The sequence below is a fragment of the Streptomyces sp. NBC_01428 genome (assembly GCF_036231965.1).
In the GTDB taxonomy this organism is placed as follows: domain Bacteria; phylum Actinomycetota; class Actinomycetes; order Streptomycetales; family Streptomycetaceae; genus Streptomyces.
Map to the genome: position 1 here is coordinate 4421911 of NZ_CP109499.1, position 17426 is coordinate 4439336.

The following is a 17426-nucleotide window of genomic DNA, read 5'->3' on the forward strand; positions in this document are numbered from 1 at the left end:
AACAGCCGACCGACACCGCTGGGCGGCCCCAACCCGCACCCCCCGGCCCGGTCGAGGTTGGCCGGTTCCGCGTCCCGGGCAAGGCGCCGTCCGGCCGCGCCGGGCCGGGGCGCCGTCCGGCCGCGCCGGCCCGAGGCGCCGCCGAGCCGCGCCAGCCCGCTCCGGGCCGTTCGCCGGCTCCGCCTCCCCCGCTACTCCGCCGGCTCCAGGAACCCCTGCTCCACCAGGAGCCGGATCTGCGCGGGCGTCCGGTCGCGCAGCAACACCGGATCCTCGCCGACCAGTTGGGCGATGGCGTCGAGGATCCGCCCGGCGCTCAGCGTGCCGTCGCACACCCCGGCGAAGCCCGCGCCGACCGTGTCCACCTTGGTGGCTCTGCGCATCCCGCGGTGCTGACGCAGCACCACATGCTCCGGGTCCTCGGCGCCGGGCAGGCCGACCTGCTCCTGCACGATTTCCGTCACGAGCCGGAAGTGCCCGGCGAGCAGGCCCGCGTCGTCGTGCGCCCGCAGGTAGTCGACCCGGTCGAAGTGGGCGCGCACGGTCTCACCGAGCGGCTGCTCCACCGAGTGCGGCCACTCCTCGACGGTGATCGACGGCTCGGCGGCGGACGTCCTGCGCAGGGTGATCCAGCCGAAGCCGACGGCCTTCACCTTGCGTGCCTCGAACTCGTCGAGCCACGCGTCGTAGAGCGCCTGGTACTCCGCCGGGTCGGAGCGGTGGTCTCCGGCGTCGCGCAGCCACAACTCCGCGTACTGCGTGACGTCCTGGACCTCCCGCTGGACGATCCACGCGTCACAGCCACGCGGCACCCAGGAGCGCAGCCGGTCCTGCCAGTCCTCACCCTCCACGTGCTGCCAGTTGGCCAGGAACTGGGCGTACCCCCCTTCGTTCAGCCGGTTCCCCGACTCCTGAACGAGCGTGCGGCACAGATCGTCCCCGGCCATGCCGCCGTCGCGGTACGTGAGGCGGGCGGCGGGCGAGATGACGAAGGGCGGGTTCGACACGATCAGGTCGTACGTCTCGTCGGCGTGGAGCGGCTCGAAGAGGGAGCCCTCGCGCAGATCGGCGGCGGGAGCGCCGGAGAGGGCCAGGGTCAGCGCGGTGATGTGCAGGGCACGGGGGTTCAGGTCGGTCGCCGTCACGCGCGTGGCGTGCTGCGCGACGTGCAGGGCCTGGATCCCGGAGCCGGTGCCGAGGTCGAGCGCGGAGTCGACGGGCGTGCGGACGGTGATGCCGGCCAGCGTCGTGGACGCGCCGCCCACACCGAGGACGACACCTTCCTCCCGGCTGCCGATGCCACCGGCGCCGCCGACGGCGCACCCGAGGTCGGACACGATGAACCAGTCCTCGCCGTCGAGCCCGCCGTACGGGCGGATGTCGACGGTCGCCGCCACCTCGTCCTCGCCGGCCGGGGTCAGCCAGCCGCTCTCCAGCGCGTCCTCGACGGGCAGCACGTCGGCCACCCGCGCGCGGGGCACGGGCTGCTGGAGCAGGAAGAGCCGGACGAGGGTCTCCAGCGGTGTGTCGCCCCGGGTCGCCCGGAGGGCGGGAACGGTCTCGCTGCGTGCCAGCGCCGCGTAGGCGGGGGCGCCGAGCAGGTCGAGGAGTCCGTCGGCGGTGAAGGAGGCGCCGAGCAGGGCGCTCCGGAGCCGGGCGGCGACGTCGGCACGGTCGGACGAGGGCAAGGGTGACAGGCTGCTGTGACTCACGCCTCCCATTGTGTCCGCTGTCGTCCGCGGGCACCCACACCTGTGGACAGAGCTCTGCCCGCGCCTGTGGACAACCACGCCGAGCCCTCTGCCCAAGGCGCCCACGCCGCCAGGGCGCCTTGGGCCTCGTCGAACGCGGCACGCCGAGAGCATCGGGCTCTCGGCGTGGTGTCGCGCGCGGAAGGCTTGCGCCCTGCCGGTCGGCCGTGTGGGGCGGTCGGGGTCGGCCCCGGCGGCTTCCGGGGACTCCGACGCCCGCCGGGCCGACCGCGAGCGGCTCAGCCCTGGGTGGCCGCCGGGCTCCCCGAGGCGGTCTTGCAGCTCTCCTGCTGCGACATCGCCTTGCCCACGTCGCCCTCCTCCAGCTTCTTCAGCGCGTCGTTCCCGCTCTGGCTCAGCTTGTCGAGCTGGGTGGCCACGTCCTTGAGACCGTCGGCGAACTTGGCCTGGTCCTTGGTGTTGAGCTTGTCGACCTGCTTCTTGAGGTCGGCGTACGACGCGGAGATGCCCTTGAGCTCCTTGACCGCGTTGGTCTGCTTCGTCTTGCCGTCGTCGACGTCCGGAGGCCCCGCGTTGTCGACGGCGGTGCCGATCGCCTCGTAGGCGTCGGACATGTCCTGGAAGGCCTTTGCGTCCGTCTTCTGGACGGCTTCCGGCGTGCTGTTGTCCGAGGTCTGCTTCTGGATCGCGGCGTTCGCGTCCTCGATCTTCTGCGCCTGCGGCTTCACCGCGTCACAGACCTGCTTGGCCCAGGAGTCCAGCTTGTCGTTGCCGTCGTCGCTGCTGCATCCGGACAGCGCGAGTACCAGTACCGCACCGCCGGACAGTGCGGCCGCGAGCTTCTTGTTCACCGGTTTGGTCCCTTCCATGGCTCTCGGCCCCGGAACATACACGTCAAGTGGGCTACACCAGTATGCCGAATGTCCGCTAAGCAACTTATTGAAGCCATTTGCACCAAGCGAGAGAAGGCTCACGGCCTCGAAGTGAACACACACAGGGCGGGCGCACGACGTGTCAACACACGCCGTACGCCCGCCCGTTGAACCCGCCCCGACCAGGCACTCGGCTCAGTGCCGCGTCAGGGACGCGTCCGTGTGCTACGAAACCGCCGCCGGATCCGCCGACTTGGCGGCTCCGTCGTTGTCGTCCTCCTCATCGCCCATGGCGATCCCCCGCCGCTTGGACATGTAGACGGAGCCCGCGATCACGAGGAAGGCGAGGATCGCGATGAACACCCGTACGCCGACGCTCTTGTCGTCGCCGTACGAGAACTTGACGATGGCCGGAGCGATCAGCAGCGACACCAGGTTCATGACCTTCAGCAGCGGGTTGATCGCCGGGCCCGCCGTGTCCTTGAAGGGGTCGCCGACCGTGTCGCCGATCACGGTGGCGGCGTGGGCCTCACTGCCCTTGCCGCCGTGGTGCCCGTCCTCGACGAGTTTCTTGGCGTTGTCCCAGGCGCCGCCGGAGTTGGCGAGGAAGACGGCCATGAGCGTGCCGGTGCCGATCGCGCCCGCCAGGAACGAGCCGAGCGCCCCGACGCCGAGCGTGAACCCGATGGCGATCGGCGTGAGCACCGCGAGCAGACCCGGGGTGGCCAGCTCGCGCAGCGCGTCCTTGGTGCAGATGTCGACGACGCGCCCGTACTCGGGCTTCTCGCTGTAGTCCATGATCCCGGGATGCTCGCGGAACTGCCGCCGCACCTCGTAGACCACGGCACCCGCGGACCGCGACACCGCGTTGATCGCCAGCCCCGAGAAGAGGAAGACGACCGCGGCGCCCGCGATGAGACCCACCAGGTTGTTGGGCTGCGAGATGTCCATCATCAGGTTCATCGGCGCGCCCGGTCCGGAGACCTTCTCGCCCACGTCGCTCGCCGCCGTGGTGATCGCGTCACGGTACGAGCCGAAGAGGGCCGAGGCGGCGAGGACCGCGGTGGCGATGGCGATGCCCTTGGTGATGGCCTTGGTGGTGTTGCCGACGGCGTCCAGGTCGGTGAGCACCTGAGCGCCCGCGCCCTCGACGTCGCCGGACATCTCGGCGATGCCCTGCGCGTTGTCGGAAACCGGCCCGAAGGTGTCCATCGCGACGATGACGCCGACGGTGGTCAGCAGGCCGGTTCCGGCGAGCGCGACCGCGAACAGCGCCAGCATGATCGACGTACCGCCGAGCAGGAACGCCCCGTACACGCCGAGGCCGATCAACAGGGCGGTGTAGACGGCCGATTCGAGACCGATGGAGATGCCGGCGAGGACGACGGTGGCCGCGCCGGTCAGGGAACTCTTGCCGATGTCCCGGACGGGACGGCGGCTGGTCTCGGTGAAGTAGCCGGTCAACTGCTGGATGAGAGCGGCCAGCACGATGCCGATCGCGACGGCGACGACCGCGAGGACACGCGGGTCGCCGCCCTTGGCCTTGATCGCCGCGTCCGTGACACCGTCCAGGTCGCCGTAGGAGCCGGGCAGGTAGATGTAGACGGCCAGGGCGACCAGCACCAGGGAGATCACCGCGGAGATGAAGAACCCGCGGTTGATCGCGGACATGCCGCTGCGGTCCGAGCGGCGGGGCGCCACCGCGAAGATGCCGACCATCGCGGTGAGGACACCGATCGCGGGCACGATCAGCGGGAACGCGAGCCCGGCGTCGCCGAACGCCACCTTGCCGAGGATCAGCGCGGCGACGAGCGTGACGGCGTAGGACTCGAACAGGTCGGCGGCCATACCCGCGCAGTCGCCGACGTTGTCGCCCACGTTGTCGGCGATGGTCGCGGCGTTACGGGGGTCGTCCTCCGGAATGCCCTTCTCGACCTTGCCGACCAGGTCGGCGCCGACGTCGGCGGCCTTGGTGAAGATGCCGCCGCCGACACGCATGAACATGGCGATCAGTGCCGCGCCGAGACCGAAGCCCTCCAGGACCTTCGGCGCGTCGGCCGCGTACACGAGCACCACACAGGAGGCGCCCAGCAGACCGAGCCCCACCGTGAACATGCCGACGACGCCACCGGTACGGAAAGCGATCTTCATGGCTTTGTGCGAGACCGCGGTGAGATCCTTTTCGGGCTCACCCTCTGCCGGGGTCGCTTCCCGCGCGGCGGCGGCCACGCGGACATTGCTCCGAACGGCGAGCCACATGCCGATATAGCCGGTGGTCGCCGAGAACGCCGCGCCGATCAGGAAGAAGATCGATCGCCCGGCGCGCTGATTCCAGTCGTCCGCGGGAAGCAGCATGAGCAGGAAGAACACCACGGCGGCGAATACGCCGAGCGTGCGCATCTGGCGTCCCAGGTAGGCATTGGCGCCCTCCTGGATCGCCTTCGCGATCTCCTTCATGCTGTCGGTTCCCTCGCCGGCCGCGAGAACCTGGCGCACCAGGATCCCGGCGACCGCGAGCGCCGCCAGCGCGACGACGGCGATGACCACCACGATGAGGCGGTTTCCGTCCGTCAGTACCGCGGCTGCGAGGGTTGTGGGGTGGTCAAACTGCTGAGGGGTAGAAAGCCCCGCCATTCGTCCTCCTTGACGCTTGGGCTGAGCTCAAGATGTGGACGGATTGTAGGTACCGGAACCTGATCAAAACAGTGCGCGGTAAGCGGAAATAATCTTCACGTACTCTTCAGCAAATGATCGTCGGGCGCCACAGGACCCGAATGCAGTAATGCCCCTGAGCCATTGACTCGCGATCCGGATATCACGCGCCCGATCGTGAATGAATTCACGAAACGCCGTAATCGATCACCCATATGGGCGCCCAGGTGCCGCGTACTGCTGTTTCCCACGTCTCGGACGTGACGGAAGGGCCCTGGGAGAAACCGCGGGCGGTGCGGAGCAGGGGGGTCGTGCGCGCGTCGTGCGCGCCGTTCGCGACCCCGGACATGCCGAAGGGCCCCACCGAGTAGGGCCCTTCGGGGCAAGAAAAAAAGAGAGGCGGTTGTCAGGTAAGAGCCACGGCCGGCGGCGTGGTGGGCCAGCTCATCCTGATCAGTCCGCCGTGCTCTCCGGCGATGACTTCCACGTCGTCCACGAGACCGCTGATGACCGCGAGGCCCATCTCGTCCTCTTCGGTCTCCACGTCCGGACCGCCGGAAGCGGCGCCGGACGCCGCTCCACCGGGCACCGAACCGGGCGCCTCGTCACCGACCTCGATGGAGAACTGCTTCTCCTCCTCGATCAGCGACACATGCACCGGCGCCGAGATACCGCCGCTCTGGTGCAGCCCGACGGCACGAGAGCAGGCCTCGCCGACAGCGAGTCTGACCTCGTCGAGTACGGCCTCGTCCACTCCGGCCCTGCGCGCCACCGCTGCCGCCACCAGTCGGGCGGTCCTGACGTGCTCGGGCAGCGCGCTGAAGCGGAGTTCAACGGTGGCCATGCATCCCCCTCTGAACTACGGGCGTGCTGTCAGGAGGCCGGGCCGCGGGCCCGGCCTCCCACTTCTCGAGCCCGGGCCGGAACCCGGGAGACCGGTGGTCAGTCGGTCGCGTTGACCGCCTCCTCCACCGAGGTGTGAATCGGGAACACCTTGGTGAGACCGGTAATACGGAAGATCTTCAGAATGCGCTCCTGGTTGCAGACCAGACGCAGCGAGCCCTCGTGGGCTCGGACGCGCTTCAGGCCGCCGACCAGCACGCCGAGACCAGTGGAGTCGAGGAAGTCCACGCCCTCCATGTCGACGACGAGGTGGAAGCTGCCGTCGTTCACCAGCTCGACCAGCTGCTCGCGCAACTTGGGCGCGGTATATACATCGATTTCGCCGCCGACCTCGACGACCGTACGGTCGCCATTGGGGCCGGACACATTGCGAGTCGACAGGGACAGGTCCACGGATCCTCCAGCACCTTGCTATCGAGCGGTCGCCCCATGGGACACCTCGGCAGAGCCCCCGGGACGGTTCGCCAGCCGCGATGGCATTCAATCACTTACCGGCAGGCGTGCACGACGCCTTGGGTCCATTGTCCGTCATGCCAGTGACACACTCGATGCCGATGGCCAAGAATCACCGATCCGATCGATCCTCGACGGACACAGCTTCCCGCCCCTCGCCGAGCACGGTCCTGGACCGGCTCGCCTCGGGGCCGAGCCGGGCTTCGCGCATCACTCATACGGAGCACTTGCCCCCGCGAGCGGGTCGCCATGCCGTCTGGCCGGACCGGATCCGTTCGGAGGTCATCGCCGCGGTGCAGGCGGCGGGCATCGAACACCCGTGGGCCCACCAGGCACGCGTCGCCGAGCACGCCCTGGACGGCGAATCGGTGATCGTCGCGACGGGCACCGCCTCCGGCAAGTCCCTGGCGTACCTCGTCCCGGTCCTCACAGCCCTCCTGGACGGCTCCGAGGCGCCGAACGGCCGGGGAGCCACGGCTCTGTACCTCGCCCCCACGAAGGCCCTCGCAGCCGATCAGCGCCGTTCCGTGAAGGAACTTTCACAACCGCTGGGCCATGCGATCCGCCCGGCCGTGTACGACGGCGACACGCCGTTCGAAGAACGCGAGTGGGTCCGCCAGTACGCCAACTACGTCCTGACCAACCCCGACATGCTGCACCGCGGGATATTGCCCTCCCATCCCCGCTGGGCCTCCTTCCTGCGCTCCCTGCGCTACGTCGTCATCGACGAGTGCCACACCTACCGCGGCGTCTTCGGCTCCCACGTCGCCCAGGTGCTGCGCCGACTGCGCCGCCTGTGCGCCCGCTACGGTGCCTCTCCCGTCTTCCTGCTGGCCTCCGCGACCGCCGCGGAGCCGTCCGTCGCGGCCCGCCGCCTGACCGGCCTCCCGGTCGTCGAGGTGGCCGATGACGCCTCCCCTCGCGGGGAACTGGTGTTCGCCCTCTGGGAGCCCCCGCTCACCGAACTGCACGGCGAGAAAGGTGCACCCGTCCGGCGTACGGCAACCGCCGAAACGGCCGACCTCCTCACCGACCTCACCGTCCAGGGCATGCGCTCGATCGCCTTCGTGCGGTCCCGGCGTGGCGCCGAACTCGTCGCGGTCATCGCCCAGGAACGCCTCGCCGAGGTCGACCGCTCCCTCGCCCGGCGCGTCGCGGCCTACCGGGGCGGTTATCTCCCCGAGGAACGCCGCGCCCTGGAACGCGCCCTGCACTCCGGCGAACTCCTCGGCCTCGCCGCCACCACCGCCCTCGAACTCGGCGTCGACATCTCCGGCCTCGACGCCGTCGTCATCGCCGGCTACCCCGGCACCCGCGCCTCGCTCTGGCAGCAGGCGGGCCGCGCCGGCCGTTCCGGACAGGGAGCGCTGGCCATCCTCGTCGCCCGCGACGACCCGCTGGACACCTTCCTCGTCCACCACCCCGAGGCCCTGTTCGACCAGCCGGTCGAATCCACCGTCCTCGACCCCGACAACCCGTACGTCCTCGCCCCACACCTGTGCGCCGCGGCGGCAGAGATCCCCCTCACCGACGCCGACCTCGAACTCTTCGGGCCGGCCACCGCCGATCTGCTGCCGCAGCTGGAGGCCGCGAAACTGTTGCGCCGCCGGGCGACGGCCTGGCACTGGACGCGCCGCGAACGGGCCGCCGACCTGACCGACATCCGCGGCGAGGGCGGCACACCGGTCCAGGTCGTCGAGGCCGGCACCGGGCGACTGCTCGGCACGGTCGACGCGGGCGCCTCGCACACGGCGGTCCACGAGGGCGCGGTCCACCTGCACCAGGGCCGCACGTACCTGGTGCGCAAACTGGACCTGGAGGACTCCGTCGCCCTGGTCGAGGAGGCCAGCCCGCCCTATTCGACGGTCGCCCGCGACACCACCTCCATCGCCGTCCTCGAAACCGACGTCGAAGTCCCCTGGGGCGAGGGACGGTTGTGCTACGGCACCGTCGAAGTCACCAACCAGGTCGTCTCCTTCCTCCGCCGACGTCTCATCACCGGCGAGGTACTGGGCGAGACGAAGCTCGACCTCCCTCCCCGCACACTCCGTACACGCGCCGTCTGGTGGACGGTCACCGAGGACCAACTGGACGCGGCCCGGATCAACCCGGAGATCCTCGGCGGCGCCCTGCACGCCGCCGAACACGCGTCGATCGGCATGCTGCCGCTCTTCGCCACCTGCGACCGCTGGGACATCGGCGGCGTCTCGGTCCCCCTCCACCCGGACACACTGCTGCCCACCGTCTTCGTCTACGACGGCCACCCGGGCGGCGCCGGATTCGCCGAGCGCGCCTTCCACACGGCCCGCTCCTGGCTCACCGCCACCCGCCAGGCCATCGCCTCCTGCGAGTGCGACGCCGGCTGCCCCTCCTGCATCCAGTCCCCCAAGTGCGGCAACGGCAACGACCCCCTCCACAAGCGAGGCGCCGTACGCCTCCTCACAGAACTCCTGCGGGCTGCGCCGGACGAGTGACACCGCCGCCGCACGGGGCGGCGCGCCGCTCTCAAGTCCTGGGACGTCTCGCCGCGAGCGGCGAACCTGTCCCCGACCTCAGCGATGCGGGAAGCCCACCCCCCTCCCGCTCTCTCCGGCGCCGCGGCCGCCACCGATGCCTCAGCACCCGGCCGACCAGTCGCTTCCGTCCCCGGTTGACCAGTCGCTTCCGTCCCCGGCGGTCCCGCCCGTGCCCTGGCTTCGGACGTGAACAGTCCGTCCTCCGACGCCGCCGTCACATCCGAGACCTCCCCCTCGACGGCACACCGGACGAGCCGCGCTTTCTGCGCCCGAGCCACGCGGTCCGCGCGGGCGCAGGCCACCGTGCCGCCGTCGCTCCAGTGATCGGCCGCGGCGAGGGCGGCCAGATCGGCTGCCCCTGCCGCCCGGTGCCGCGTCACGGCAGCGTGTCCCATCGCCAGCACCACGAAGAACACGGCGCAGAGCGCGGCCATCGCACCGACCGCCCACACGGTGGCCGACCCCTGGTCGGAGTCCATCCTTCTCCGCGCCCCTCCCCGACCCCGGCCGCCTCTGCCCTCGCCATCTCCGATCACATTCCGCACCCGGCCCTCGTCCCACCAAGCGCTCCGCCTGCTCATCGCCCGCTCACCCCCACCGTCTCCTCCGCCAGCGCCACCGCCTCGTCACCGACCCCGAGCGACAGCGCTGCGGGCCCGGGCGTCCGCGCGTCGACCGTCACCCTCACCAGGTCCGTCTCGCGGCTCACCGTGATCTTCGCGCCGGCGGGAGCCGCTCGGCGAGCCGTCGCCACGACCGCGTCCGGTGCGTCCTGGCGTGCCGCCGCCCGGGCACCCGCCCTCGCCGCGTCCACGCACTGGATCTGCGCGGACGCGGCGAGCAGGGCCCAGACCAGCGTGATCCCGACCAGTACCAGGGAGGGCAGGACCACGGCCGCCTCGGCGGTCACGAACCCGCCGTCCCCACCGGCTCCGCCCGCCTTCGACTGGGCGGCCTGCCGACCCCGTTCACGTCTGGCCATTGAGTGCCCGCCCCACGATGCCCTGCAGTTCCTCACTGACCTGCCCGCTCGTCACCACCTTGTAGAGCACGGCCGCGAAGGCCACCGCCGCGATGACTCCGACCGCGTACTCGGACGTCACCATCCCGGCGTCCCTCCGCACCAGCCGTGCGACCATCCACGCCCGCGTCCGCGCACGTCCTCGCCTCAGAACCCGTACTGTCCTGCGCATTCCAACCCCCGTAAGGTCGAACCCTGCCTGTCATGTGGTCCACGTGATGCGGCCCACCTGTCTTCGTCAGCCACCAGCGCCGTCCGTCAGCCGGCACCCCCTTTCAGCAGTCCGCCGGCCAGCCCGATCACCACGGGCAGCACACCGATCGCGAGGAACGCGGGGAGAAAGCACAGCCCCACCGGCGCGCTGACCATGACGGCCGCCCGGCGTGCCCGCGCGGTCGCCGTGCGTCCCCACTCGGCACGCGCCTCCGCCGCGAGCCTCCCGACCGGTACGGCCGCGGGCACACCCGAGTCACCCGCGCGTTCCAGCAGCCGCGCCAGCCCTTGGGCGCCCGGTATCGACGCCAACCTCCGCCACGCCTCGGCCGATTCGCCTCCGAGCCGTACCTCGGCCGCGCCCCGTGCGAGTCGCTCGCCCACCGGTCCGCCCAAGGCCTCCCCTACCGCCTGGGCCGCCGTCACGGGGCTCGCCCCGGCCGCGATGCACGCGGCCACCAGGTCGGCGGCGAGCGGGAGTTGCCGGGCCGCCAGAGCTTCGTCGTACTCGACGGGATCCGCGGCATCGCTCCGCAGCTTCCGCTCCCGCCACCACCGGATCCCGACGCCGGCCGCCAGGCCCGCCAGAGCCCCGAAGAGACCGCCGATCAGCACCCAGCCGACACACACCGCCGCAGGCACGGGCAGCCATCCGCGGCCGGATCCGCCGAGGTCGAGGCGCCGTCGTGGTGGAGGCGGCTCCAGGGCAAGCAGCACGGCCAGGCGTCCACGCATCCTTCTCTCGCGCCGCGCCGCGCCGATCCACCGGGCGGACGATCCGAGCAGGATCACCCCGCACACCAGCGCCCCCAGCCTGTGGACAACCTCCGCACTCATGCCGCCTCCGCCCCTCGCACGATCCGCAACGCCCACCACAGGCCCACGCCCTCCAGTACTCCGCCGACCAGCAGGCATCCCAGCCCGGGACCTGTGTGCAGCAGCACGTGCAGCGGATCGGCACCGAGCGCCGTGCCGAGCAACAGGCCGAGGACCGGCAGGCCGGCGAGCATCGAGGCTGTCGAACGCGATCCCGCCAACTGGGCGCGCATGTCCGCTCTTTGATCGCGCTCCGCACGCAGAGCGCCCTCCAGCCGGTCCAGGCCCGCGGCGAGTCCCGCACCCCGGTCCACAGCGACGCGCCAGCACGCGGCGAGCCCCACCAGACCGTCGGCTCCGGGCTGACGTGCCGCCTCGGTGAGCGCACCCGGAACATCCCCGCCGAACCGGGCCGCCGCCAGCACCACCGGCTGGCCGTCACCTAGTCCGTCCGAGTCGCGCGCCGCTCCGCGCAACGCCTCGCCCGGCTGCCGTCCGGCCCGTACCTCACCGGCGAGAGCACCGCACAGGGCGATCACCGCGTCGCCGCGCTGTTCCCGCGCCCGCCGCGCCTCCGACGCCCGCCTCACCCGTCCCAGCAGCGGGACTCCGGCCGCCCCCAGGAGAAGCGGCACCACCGACGAGCCGATCACCGCGATCACCAACCCGGCCACCAGTGACCAGGCTTCGGGCCGCATCCGTTCCCGCAGTCGCCTCCACGTGGCACCGACCCACTCCTGTCGGGGCGGACCGGCCTCGGCGCCGCCGCCCGCGAGCAGCAGCCGTGCCCTGCGCGCGCCGGCGCGGCGCCCGCTCATCAGCCAGGCCGCGATCCCGGCACACGCCATGGCGGCGCTCACCTGCACGTCCGCCGTCTCACCGATCGCCATCCCACTCCCCGTTCGCCGCCAGGTCTCCGGGCGCGGTCGCGCCCGCTTCTCGTCCCGCTGCCACAGGGGGCCTTCCGGGCCGGGCAGCTCCCTCGGCCCCGTGAACTCCCCGCGCATCGATGCGCATCGAACCGGGACGGCCTTGCCCGCCGCCCCGGAGCAGCCCCCGCAACCGCTCCCAGCCGCGCTCGTACACGAAGGCGTCCTCGCCCCACCGGAGGGCCGGCACGGTGACCACCAGCCCCGACGGGTCGCGTTCGAGGACGTGCACCTCGGCGATCCGGCGCCGGCCCGCCCGGTCCCGGACGAGGTGCAGCACTACGGACAGGGCGGCTGCCAACTGGCTGTGCAGGGCCGCCCGATCGAGTCCTGCCGCGGTACCCAGCGCCTCCAGGCGAGCGGGGACCTGAGCCGCCGCGTTCGCGTGGACGGTGCCGCAGCCGCCCTCGTGACCCGTGTTCAGCGCCGCCAGCAGCGAGACGACCTCCGGACCACGCACCTCGCCCACGACCAGCCGGTCGGGCCGCATACGCAGGGCCTGCCGGACCAGGTCCTGGAGCGCGACGAGCCCGACGCCCTCCTGATTGGCCGGCCGCCCCTCCAGGCGCACCACATGCGGATGGTCGGGCCGCAGTTCCGCCGAGTCCTCGGCGAGCACGATCCGCTCCCCGGGGCCCACGAGACCCAGCAGCGCGCTGAGCAAGGTGGTCTTGCCCGACCCCGTGCCCCCGCTGATGAGGAAGGACAACCTGGCGTCCAGCAGCGCTCGGAGCACCCGGTCCCCGCCGGGCGGAACCGTCCCCGCCTCGATCAGTTCGTCGAGCGTGAACGCACGGGGCCGCACGACGCGCAGCGAGAGGCAGGTGGAGCCGACGGCGACCGGTGGCAGCACCGCGTGCAACCGCGTCCCGTCGGGCAGCCGGGCGTCCACCCACGGCCGGGCGTCGTCCAGCCTTCGGCCCGCCACCGCCGCGAGGCGTTGCGCGAGACGTCGCACGGCTGCCGCGTCCGGGAAGGAAACGGACGTCAGCTCCAGGCCACCGCCCCGATCCACCCATACCCGGTCGGGTGCCGACACCAGGACGTCGGTCACCGAGGGGTCGGCGAGCAGCGGTTCGAGGGGGCCGCTGCCGACCAGCTCCGACCTCAATCGCTCGGCGGCACCGAGGACTTCGGCGTCCCCGAGCACGCGGCCTTGCGCACGCAGGGCCTGTGCCACCCTCGCCGGGGTCGGTTCGGCACCGCTCTCGGCGAGCCACTGCCGCACCCCGTCCAGCAACTCCGCGGGCTCGTCGGCCCCGGACCATGCCTCCCGCGGTGCGCCGAGCGTCGCCCCTCCGGCCCCCGACCACGTCTCCGCCCGGCTGGTCAGGAAGTCTCCGGACACGTCCCTCGCATCCGTCGGTCCGGTCGTGCGGCCCCCGTACGGCTCCCGCGCCTCTTCGTCCCACGCGTCCGATGTCCGCCTGGGCGAGGCGCGTTCGGGCCCGTCCCTCGTGTCCGTCCGCCCGTGGGGCAAGACCTGGCACGGATCCTGCGGGAGCCTCCCCGTTCGCTCTTCGAGACCCGCTCCGCAGTCCATTCCTGTGGTCGCGTCCCAGCTCATACGCCCCCTCCTTCGACCGGGATCCGCTCCCAGAAGGCCGTGCAGAACCGGGCCAGTGGCCCTCGCGCCACGCTCCCGGGCGGTGGCCCGCCGTCCAACGGAGAGGGTTCTTCGGGCACTTCGCCCACCAGGGGCAGATCGAGCAGGCGAGCGACCTCACGGCCGTCCAGTCCGGGAGCGAACGGGCCCCGTACCGCGACCCGCAGGTCGCGCAGGACCATGCCGGCCGCGGACGCCACCCGCCCGGCCGCCGCGATGGCGCGCAGATCACCCGGGACCACCAGAATCCCCACATCGAGTTGGGAGAGGACCTCGGCGACGCCGTCGTCGATGCGGCGGGGCAGGTCGACGACCACGGCGCCACCACGCCGTCGGGCTGCTGCCAGGACCGCTCGTACCGCACGCGGCGGAATGGTCACCGCGTCACCCCTGTCCCAGCTGAGGACACGGAGTGCGTGCAGCTCGGGCAGCGACTCCTCCAGGGCACCCCCGCCGACCCTGCCGCGGGAGGCGGCGAACGCCGGCCAGCGCAGCCCCTCGGCCGCCTCGCCGCCCAGGAGTACGTCGAGTCCGCCGCCCAGGGGATCCGCGTCCACGAGCAGGGTGCGCCTTCCCTCGCGCGCCGAGGTGAGGGCGAGCGCGCAGGCCAGCGTGGACGCACCGGCACCACCTCGCCCGCCGAGGACGCCGACGGTGAGGGCGGGCCTGCCGATCCCTTCCGCCACGTCGGCGATGCGGTCGACCAGCCATTGCTCGCCGTCCGGCAGCATCAGGACGTGATCGGCCCCGATCTCGACGGCTCGTCGCCAGACTCCGGAATCGTCTTGGTCCCGGCCGACCAGCACCACCCCCCTCCTCCGGGAGGCCCCGCGCACCCGGAGAGCGGCGTCGTCCCCGACCAGGACGAGGGGGGCCGCCTCCCAGCTGTCCCTGCGTTCCGGAATCCCGTGATGGACCTCGGGCCGCGCACCCGCCGCCGCACATAGGCGCAACAGGTCGTCGAGCAGTTCGGCGTCCTCGGTGACGATCAACGGTCCGCCCTGCCGCCCCTCGGCGGTGGGCGGCGTGTCATGTGTGATGGCTCCCGCCACGATCTCCAGCCCCCTTCGCTGCTTCTTGCGCGGGGCCCTCCAGGACCCCGCGATTCCCGTCCGTATGAAGAACCGGCGAGCGGCCTCCATATGAACGGCCCATACGAACCGGCCAAACGCGTCCGACAAACGGAACCCGTCGTGAACGGGCGGCGAGCGGAGCGCGTGGGAATCACGGTGCAGCGATCCGGGAAATCGTGTGGATCTTGGTCGAAATCTGTGGACAACTCAGGGCCTGTGAATATCCCCCTCACCCATACCGGTGAGCTCGCAAAGGCTTCCGCAGAGCAGTCCAGCGACTACACACAGTCACGGATCATGGTCATGAAAAAAGCGCGGCCCGAACGGTGCCGAGGAGGCTCCGAGGCCGCGCAGAAGGGGGAGAAACCGCATCCGGACATGCGACGACCCCCGCCGGGGGGGAGAGCGGGGGTCGTCCCCACGGGCCGACTCGGGGGGGGAGGAGCCGGACCGGGTTAGCACGGTCGCGAACGATCCGTGACTTCCATGGTGTACCCGAGAGCCTTCTCAGGCAAACCCACGCGCCTGACCTTACGCCGAATGGTGGGCCCTATGCTCAGCCTTGTGGAAAACCACTCCTTGCCTCGTACAGCCGCCTTCTTTGACCTGGACAAGACGGTCATTGCGAAGTCGAGCACGCTCACGTTCAGCAAGTCGTTCTACCAAGGCGGACTGATCAACCGCAGGGCGGCCTTGCGCACCGCGTACATCCAGTTCGTGTTCCTGGCCGGTGGCGCCGACCACGACCAGATGGAGCGGATGCGCAAGTACCTGTCGTCGATGTGCCGCGGCTGGAACGTTCAGCAGGTCAAGGAGATCGTCGCCGAGACGCTCCACGACCTCATCGACCCGATCATCTACGACGAGGCCGCCTCCCTCATCGAGGAGCACCACACCGCCGGCCGGGACGTCGTGATCGTGTCCACGTCGGGGGCCGAGGTGGTCGAGCCGATCGGTGAACTGCTCGGCGCCGACCGCGTGGTGGCAACCCGCATGGTCGTGGGCGAGGACGGCTGCTTCACCGGCGAGGTGGAGTACTACGCGTACGGACCCACGAAGGCCGACGCGATCAAGGACCTGGCCGCGTCCGAGGGCTACGACCTCTCCCGCTGCTACGCCTACAGCGACTCGGCGACCGACGTGCCGATGCTGGAGTCCGTCGGCCACCCGCACGCCGTGAACCCCGACCGCACCCTGCGCCGCGAGGCCGTCGCCCGCTCCTGGCCGATCCTCGACTTCCACCGCCCCGTCCGCCTCAAGCAGCGGCTGCCCAACCTGTCCGTACCGCCCCGGCCTGCCCTGGTCGCGGCTGCGGCGATAGGAGCGGCGGCCGCGACGGCCGGGCTCGTCTGGTACGCGAGCCGGCGGCGCGCCTCCGCGGTCTGATCCGCACACCCACGGGCGGACGTGAGCGTCTCGCGCGGGACCGTGCGAGCGTCGTCACGCGCGCGCGGGCAACACGCGAGCGCCCTTTTCCCACCCTTTGAACCTAAAAGTAAAGAACTGCGGCCAGGGGTTCCGCTTCCTGCGGACCAGGAGTACAAAGGGTTTAACGGCCCGCGAGACCAAGGACATCCGCGAGGATCACCTTTGAACGCAACAAGGCCCCACGGACCGAGCATGAACATCGAGCACCCACGCGACGTCGACCCGTCGATTACGGGCCAGCCGCACCAGGTGACGGGCCGAAGTTCCCGACCTGATGGGCAACATCCGAGGACGCTTGGTAACCCGGTGAACATGCCAGCGGCGGTACGAGAACTCGTACCGCCGCAACCCTGTTCAGGGTCTTTCCCTCTGCCGGCCCGCGGGCCGCACCGGCCTTCTCGCTAGGCCGCACCTCGCTGAAGCGCCTCGCAGACCGCCGCGGACTCGCGCGCTCCCAGCTCGACAGCCTTGCCGCAGTGCGCGATCCAGGCCGCCATGCCCTCCGGTGTACCGGAGACGTAGCCGTCCAGCGCCGCCACGTAGGCCGCGCGACCCAGCTCCGCGTGGCCGACCTCCACCGGACAGATCGACTTGGGGTCGAGACCGCTTCCGATCAGCACGATCCGTTCGGCCGCGCGCGCGACCAGCCCGTTGCGGGAGGTGAACGGGCGCAGGGCGATCAGCTCACCGTGGACGACGGCCGCCGTGACCAGCGCGGGCGCCGAGCCACCGGCGATGATGAGCTGCGAGAGCCCTTCGAGCCGGCCGGCGACCTCGTCCGCGTCCGGCAGCGGCAGTTCCACCAAGGGCTCGTCGACCCGTTCGCCGCGCTGTCGCGGCCGACCGGTGTCGTCACCCTGGTCCGCCGCCGCCACCAGATGAAGCCGGGCCAGCACCCGCAGGGGCGACTGCCGCCAGATGGACAGGAGTTGCCCCGCCTCGGCGGTCAGCCGCAAAGCCGCGCCGACCGTGCGCGCCTCGTCGTCCGAGCTGAAGTCGGTGCGCCGGCGCACCTCTTCGAGGGCCCAGTCGGCTCCGGACACCGCCGCGGAACCGCGCGCGCCGCGCAGTGCCGCCTCGGACGTGATCTCGTTGCTGCGGCGCCGCATGATGCGGTGCCCGTAGACGCGGTCCACGGCCTTGCGGACGGACTCCACGGACTCGGCCACCCCGGGAAGCGAGGCCAGAGCCGCGAGCGGATCGGCGGTCGCACCTGTCGTACTCATGAGTAC

14 protein-coding genes and 1 pseudogene are annotated in these 17426 nt (G+C 71.3%); 2 read left to right on the plus strand and 13 right to left on the minus strand.

Features of this window, described 5'->3' with window-relative positions:
• Positions 1-191 precede the first annotated feature (191 nt).
• The 5 genes from OG406_RS19130 to bldG all read right to left on the minus strand — a co-directional run bounded on the left by OG406_RS19130 (position 192) and on the right by bldG (position 6532).
• Positions 192-1721 (minus strand): DUF7059 domain-containing protein, encoded by a 1530-nt coding sequence (locus tag OG406_RS19130; RefSeq protein ID WP_404126507.1) that lies wholly within the window; start codon positions 1719-1721, stop codon positions 192-194.
• 269 nt (positions 1722-1990) lie between these two features.
• Positions 1991-2581 carry a small secreted protein gene (locus tag OG406_RS19135; protein WP_164372880.1) on the minus strand — a complete coding sequence of 197 codons (591 nt, stop codon included), beginning with the start codon at positions 2579-2581 and terminating at the stop codon, positions 1991-1993.
• A 228-nt stretch (positions 2582-2809) separates the two neighbouring features.
• Positions 2810-5218, minus strand: a complete 2409-nt coding sequence (locus OG406_RS19140) for a sodium-translocating pyrophosphatase (protein WP_266847621.1) — start codon at positions 5216-5218, stop codon at positions 2810-2812.
• A gap of 424 nt (positions 5219-5642) precedes the next feature.
• Entirely contained in the window at positions 5643-6080 is a 438-nt protein-coding gene (locus tag OG406_RS19145; RefSeq protein ID WP_081218540.1) for an ATP-binding protein, read from the minus strand.
• Between the two features lie 98 nt (positions 6081-6178).
• Positions 6179-6532, minus strand: a complete 354-nt coding sequence (bldG, locus tag OG406_RS19150) for an anti-sigma factor antagonist BldG (protein WP_028799135.1) — start codon at positions 6530-6532, stop codon at positions 6179-6181.
• A gap of 80 nt (positions 6533-6612) precedes the next feature.
• Between bldG and OG406_RS19155 the strand changes: the two genes are divergently transcribed.
• Positions 6613-9066, plus strand: a complete 2454-nt coding sequence (locus OG406_RS19155) for a DEAD/DEAH box helicase (protein ID WP_329186842.1) — start codon at positions 6613-6615, stop codon at positions 9064-9066.
• A 212-nt stretch (positions 9067-9278) separates the two neighbouring features.
• Here OG406_RS19155 and OG406_RS19160 read toward each other — a convergent pair.
• The 7 genes and pseudogenes from OG406_RS19160 to ssd all read right to left on the minus strand — a co-directional run.
• Positions 9279-9689: pseudogene (locus OG406_RS19160) on the minus strand (Rv3654c family TadE-like protein); the annotation flags it as partial.
• Positions 9686-10090, minus strand: a complete 405-nt coding sequence (locus tag OG406_RS19165) for a TadE family type IV pilus minor pilin (RefSeq protein ID WP_329186844.1) — start codon at positions 10088-10090, stop codon at positions 9686-9688. The gene OG406_RS19165 and the pseudogene OG406_RS19160, both read right to left, overlap by 4 nt.
• Positions 10077-10247, minus strand: a complete 171-nt coding sequence (locus tag OG406_RS19170) for a DUF4244 domain-containing protein (RefSeq protein ID WP_239155417.1) — start codon at positions 10245-10247, stop codon at positions 10077-10079. The genes OG406_RS19165 and OG406_RS19170 overlap by 14 nt, the downstream gene beginning before the upstream one ends.
• A gap of 140 nt (positions 10248-10387) precedes the next feature.
• Positions 10388-11179 carry a type II secretion system F family protein gene (locus OG406_RS19175; protein ID WP_329186846.1) on the minus strand — a complete coding sequence of 264 codons (792 nt, stop codon included), beginning with the start codon at positions 11177-11179 and terminating at the stop codon, positions 10388-10390.
• Positions 11176-12048, minus strand: coding sequence for a type II secretion system F family protein (locus tag OG406_RS19180; RefSeq protein WP_329186849.1), 873 nt, complete (start codon positions 12046-12048; stop codon positions 11176-11178). Before OG406_RS19180 ends, OG406_RS19175 begins: the two co-directional genes overlap by 4 nt.
• Entirely contained in the window at positions 12035-13327 is a 1293-nt protein-coding gene (locus OG406_RS19185) for a TadA family conjugal transfer-associated ATPase (protein WP_329190878.1), read from the minus strand. Before OG406_RS19185 ends, OG406_RS19180 begins: the two co-directional genes overlap by 14 nt.
• Before the next feature lie 323 nt (positions 13328-13650).
• The gene (ssd, locus tag OG406_RS19190; protein ID WP_266615355.1) at positions 13651-14745 is read right to left on the minus strand and encodes a septum site-determining protein Ssd; all 1095 of its coding nucleotides are present in this window, start codon (positions 14743-14745) and stop codon (positions 13651-13653) included.
• Positions 14746-15318: 573 nt separating this feature from the next.
• Between ssd and OG406_RS19195 the strand changes: the two genes are divergently transcribed.
• Positions 15319-16152, plus strand: coding sequence for an HAD family hydrolase (locus tag OG406_RS19195; RefSeq protein WP_081218531.1), 834 nt, complete (start codon positions 15319-15321; stop codon positions 16150-16152).
• A 443-nt stretch (positions 16153-16595) separates the two neighbouring features.
• On the opposite strand, the gene OG406_RS19200 is transcribed toward OG406_RS19195, so the two are convergent.
• On the minus strand, positions 16596-17420 hold the full coding sequence (locus tag OG406_RS19200) for a Fic family protein (protein ID WP_164372871.1): 825 nt from the start codon (positions 17418-17420) through the stop codon (positions 16596-16598).
• Positions 17421-17426 lie beyond the last annotated feature (6 nt).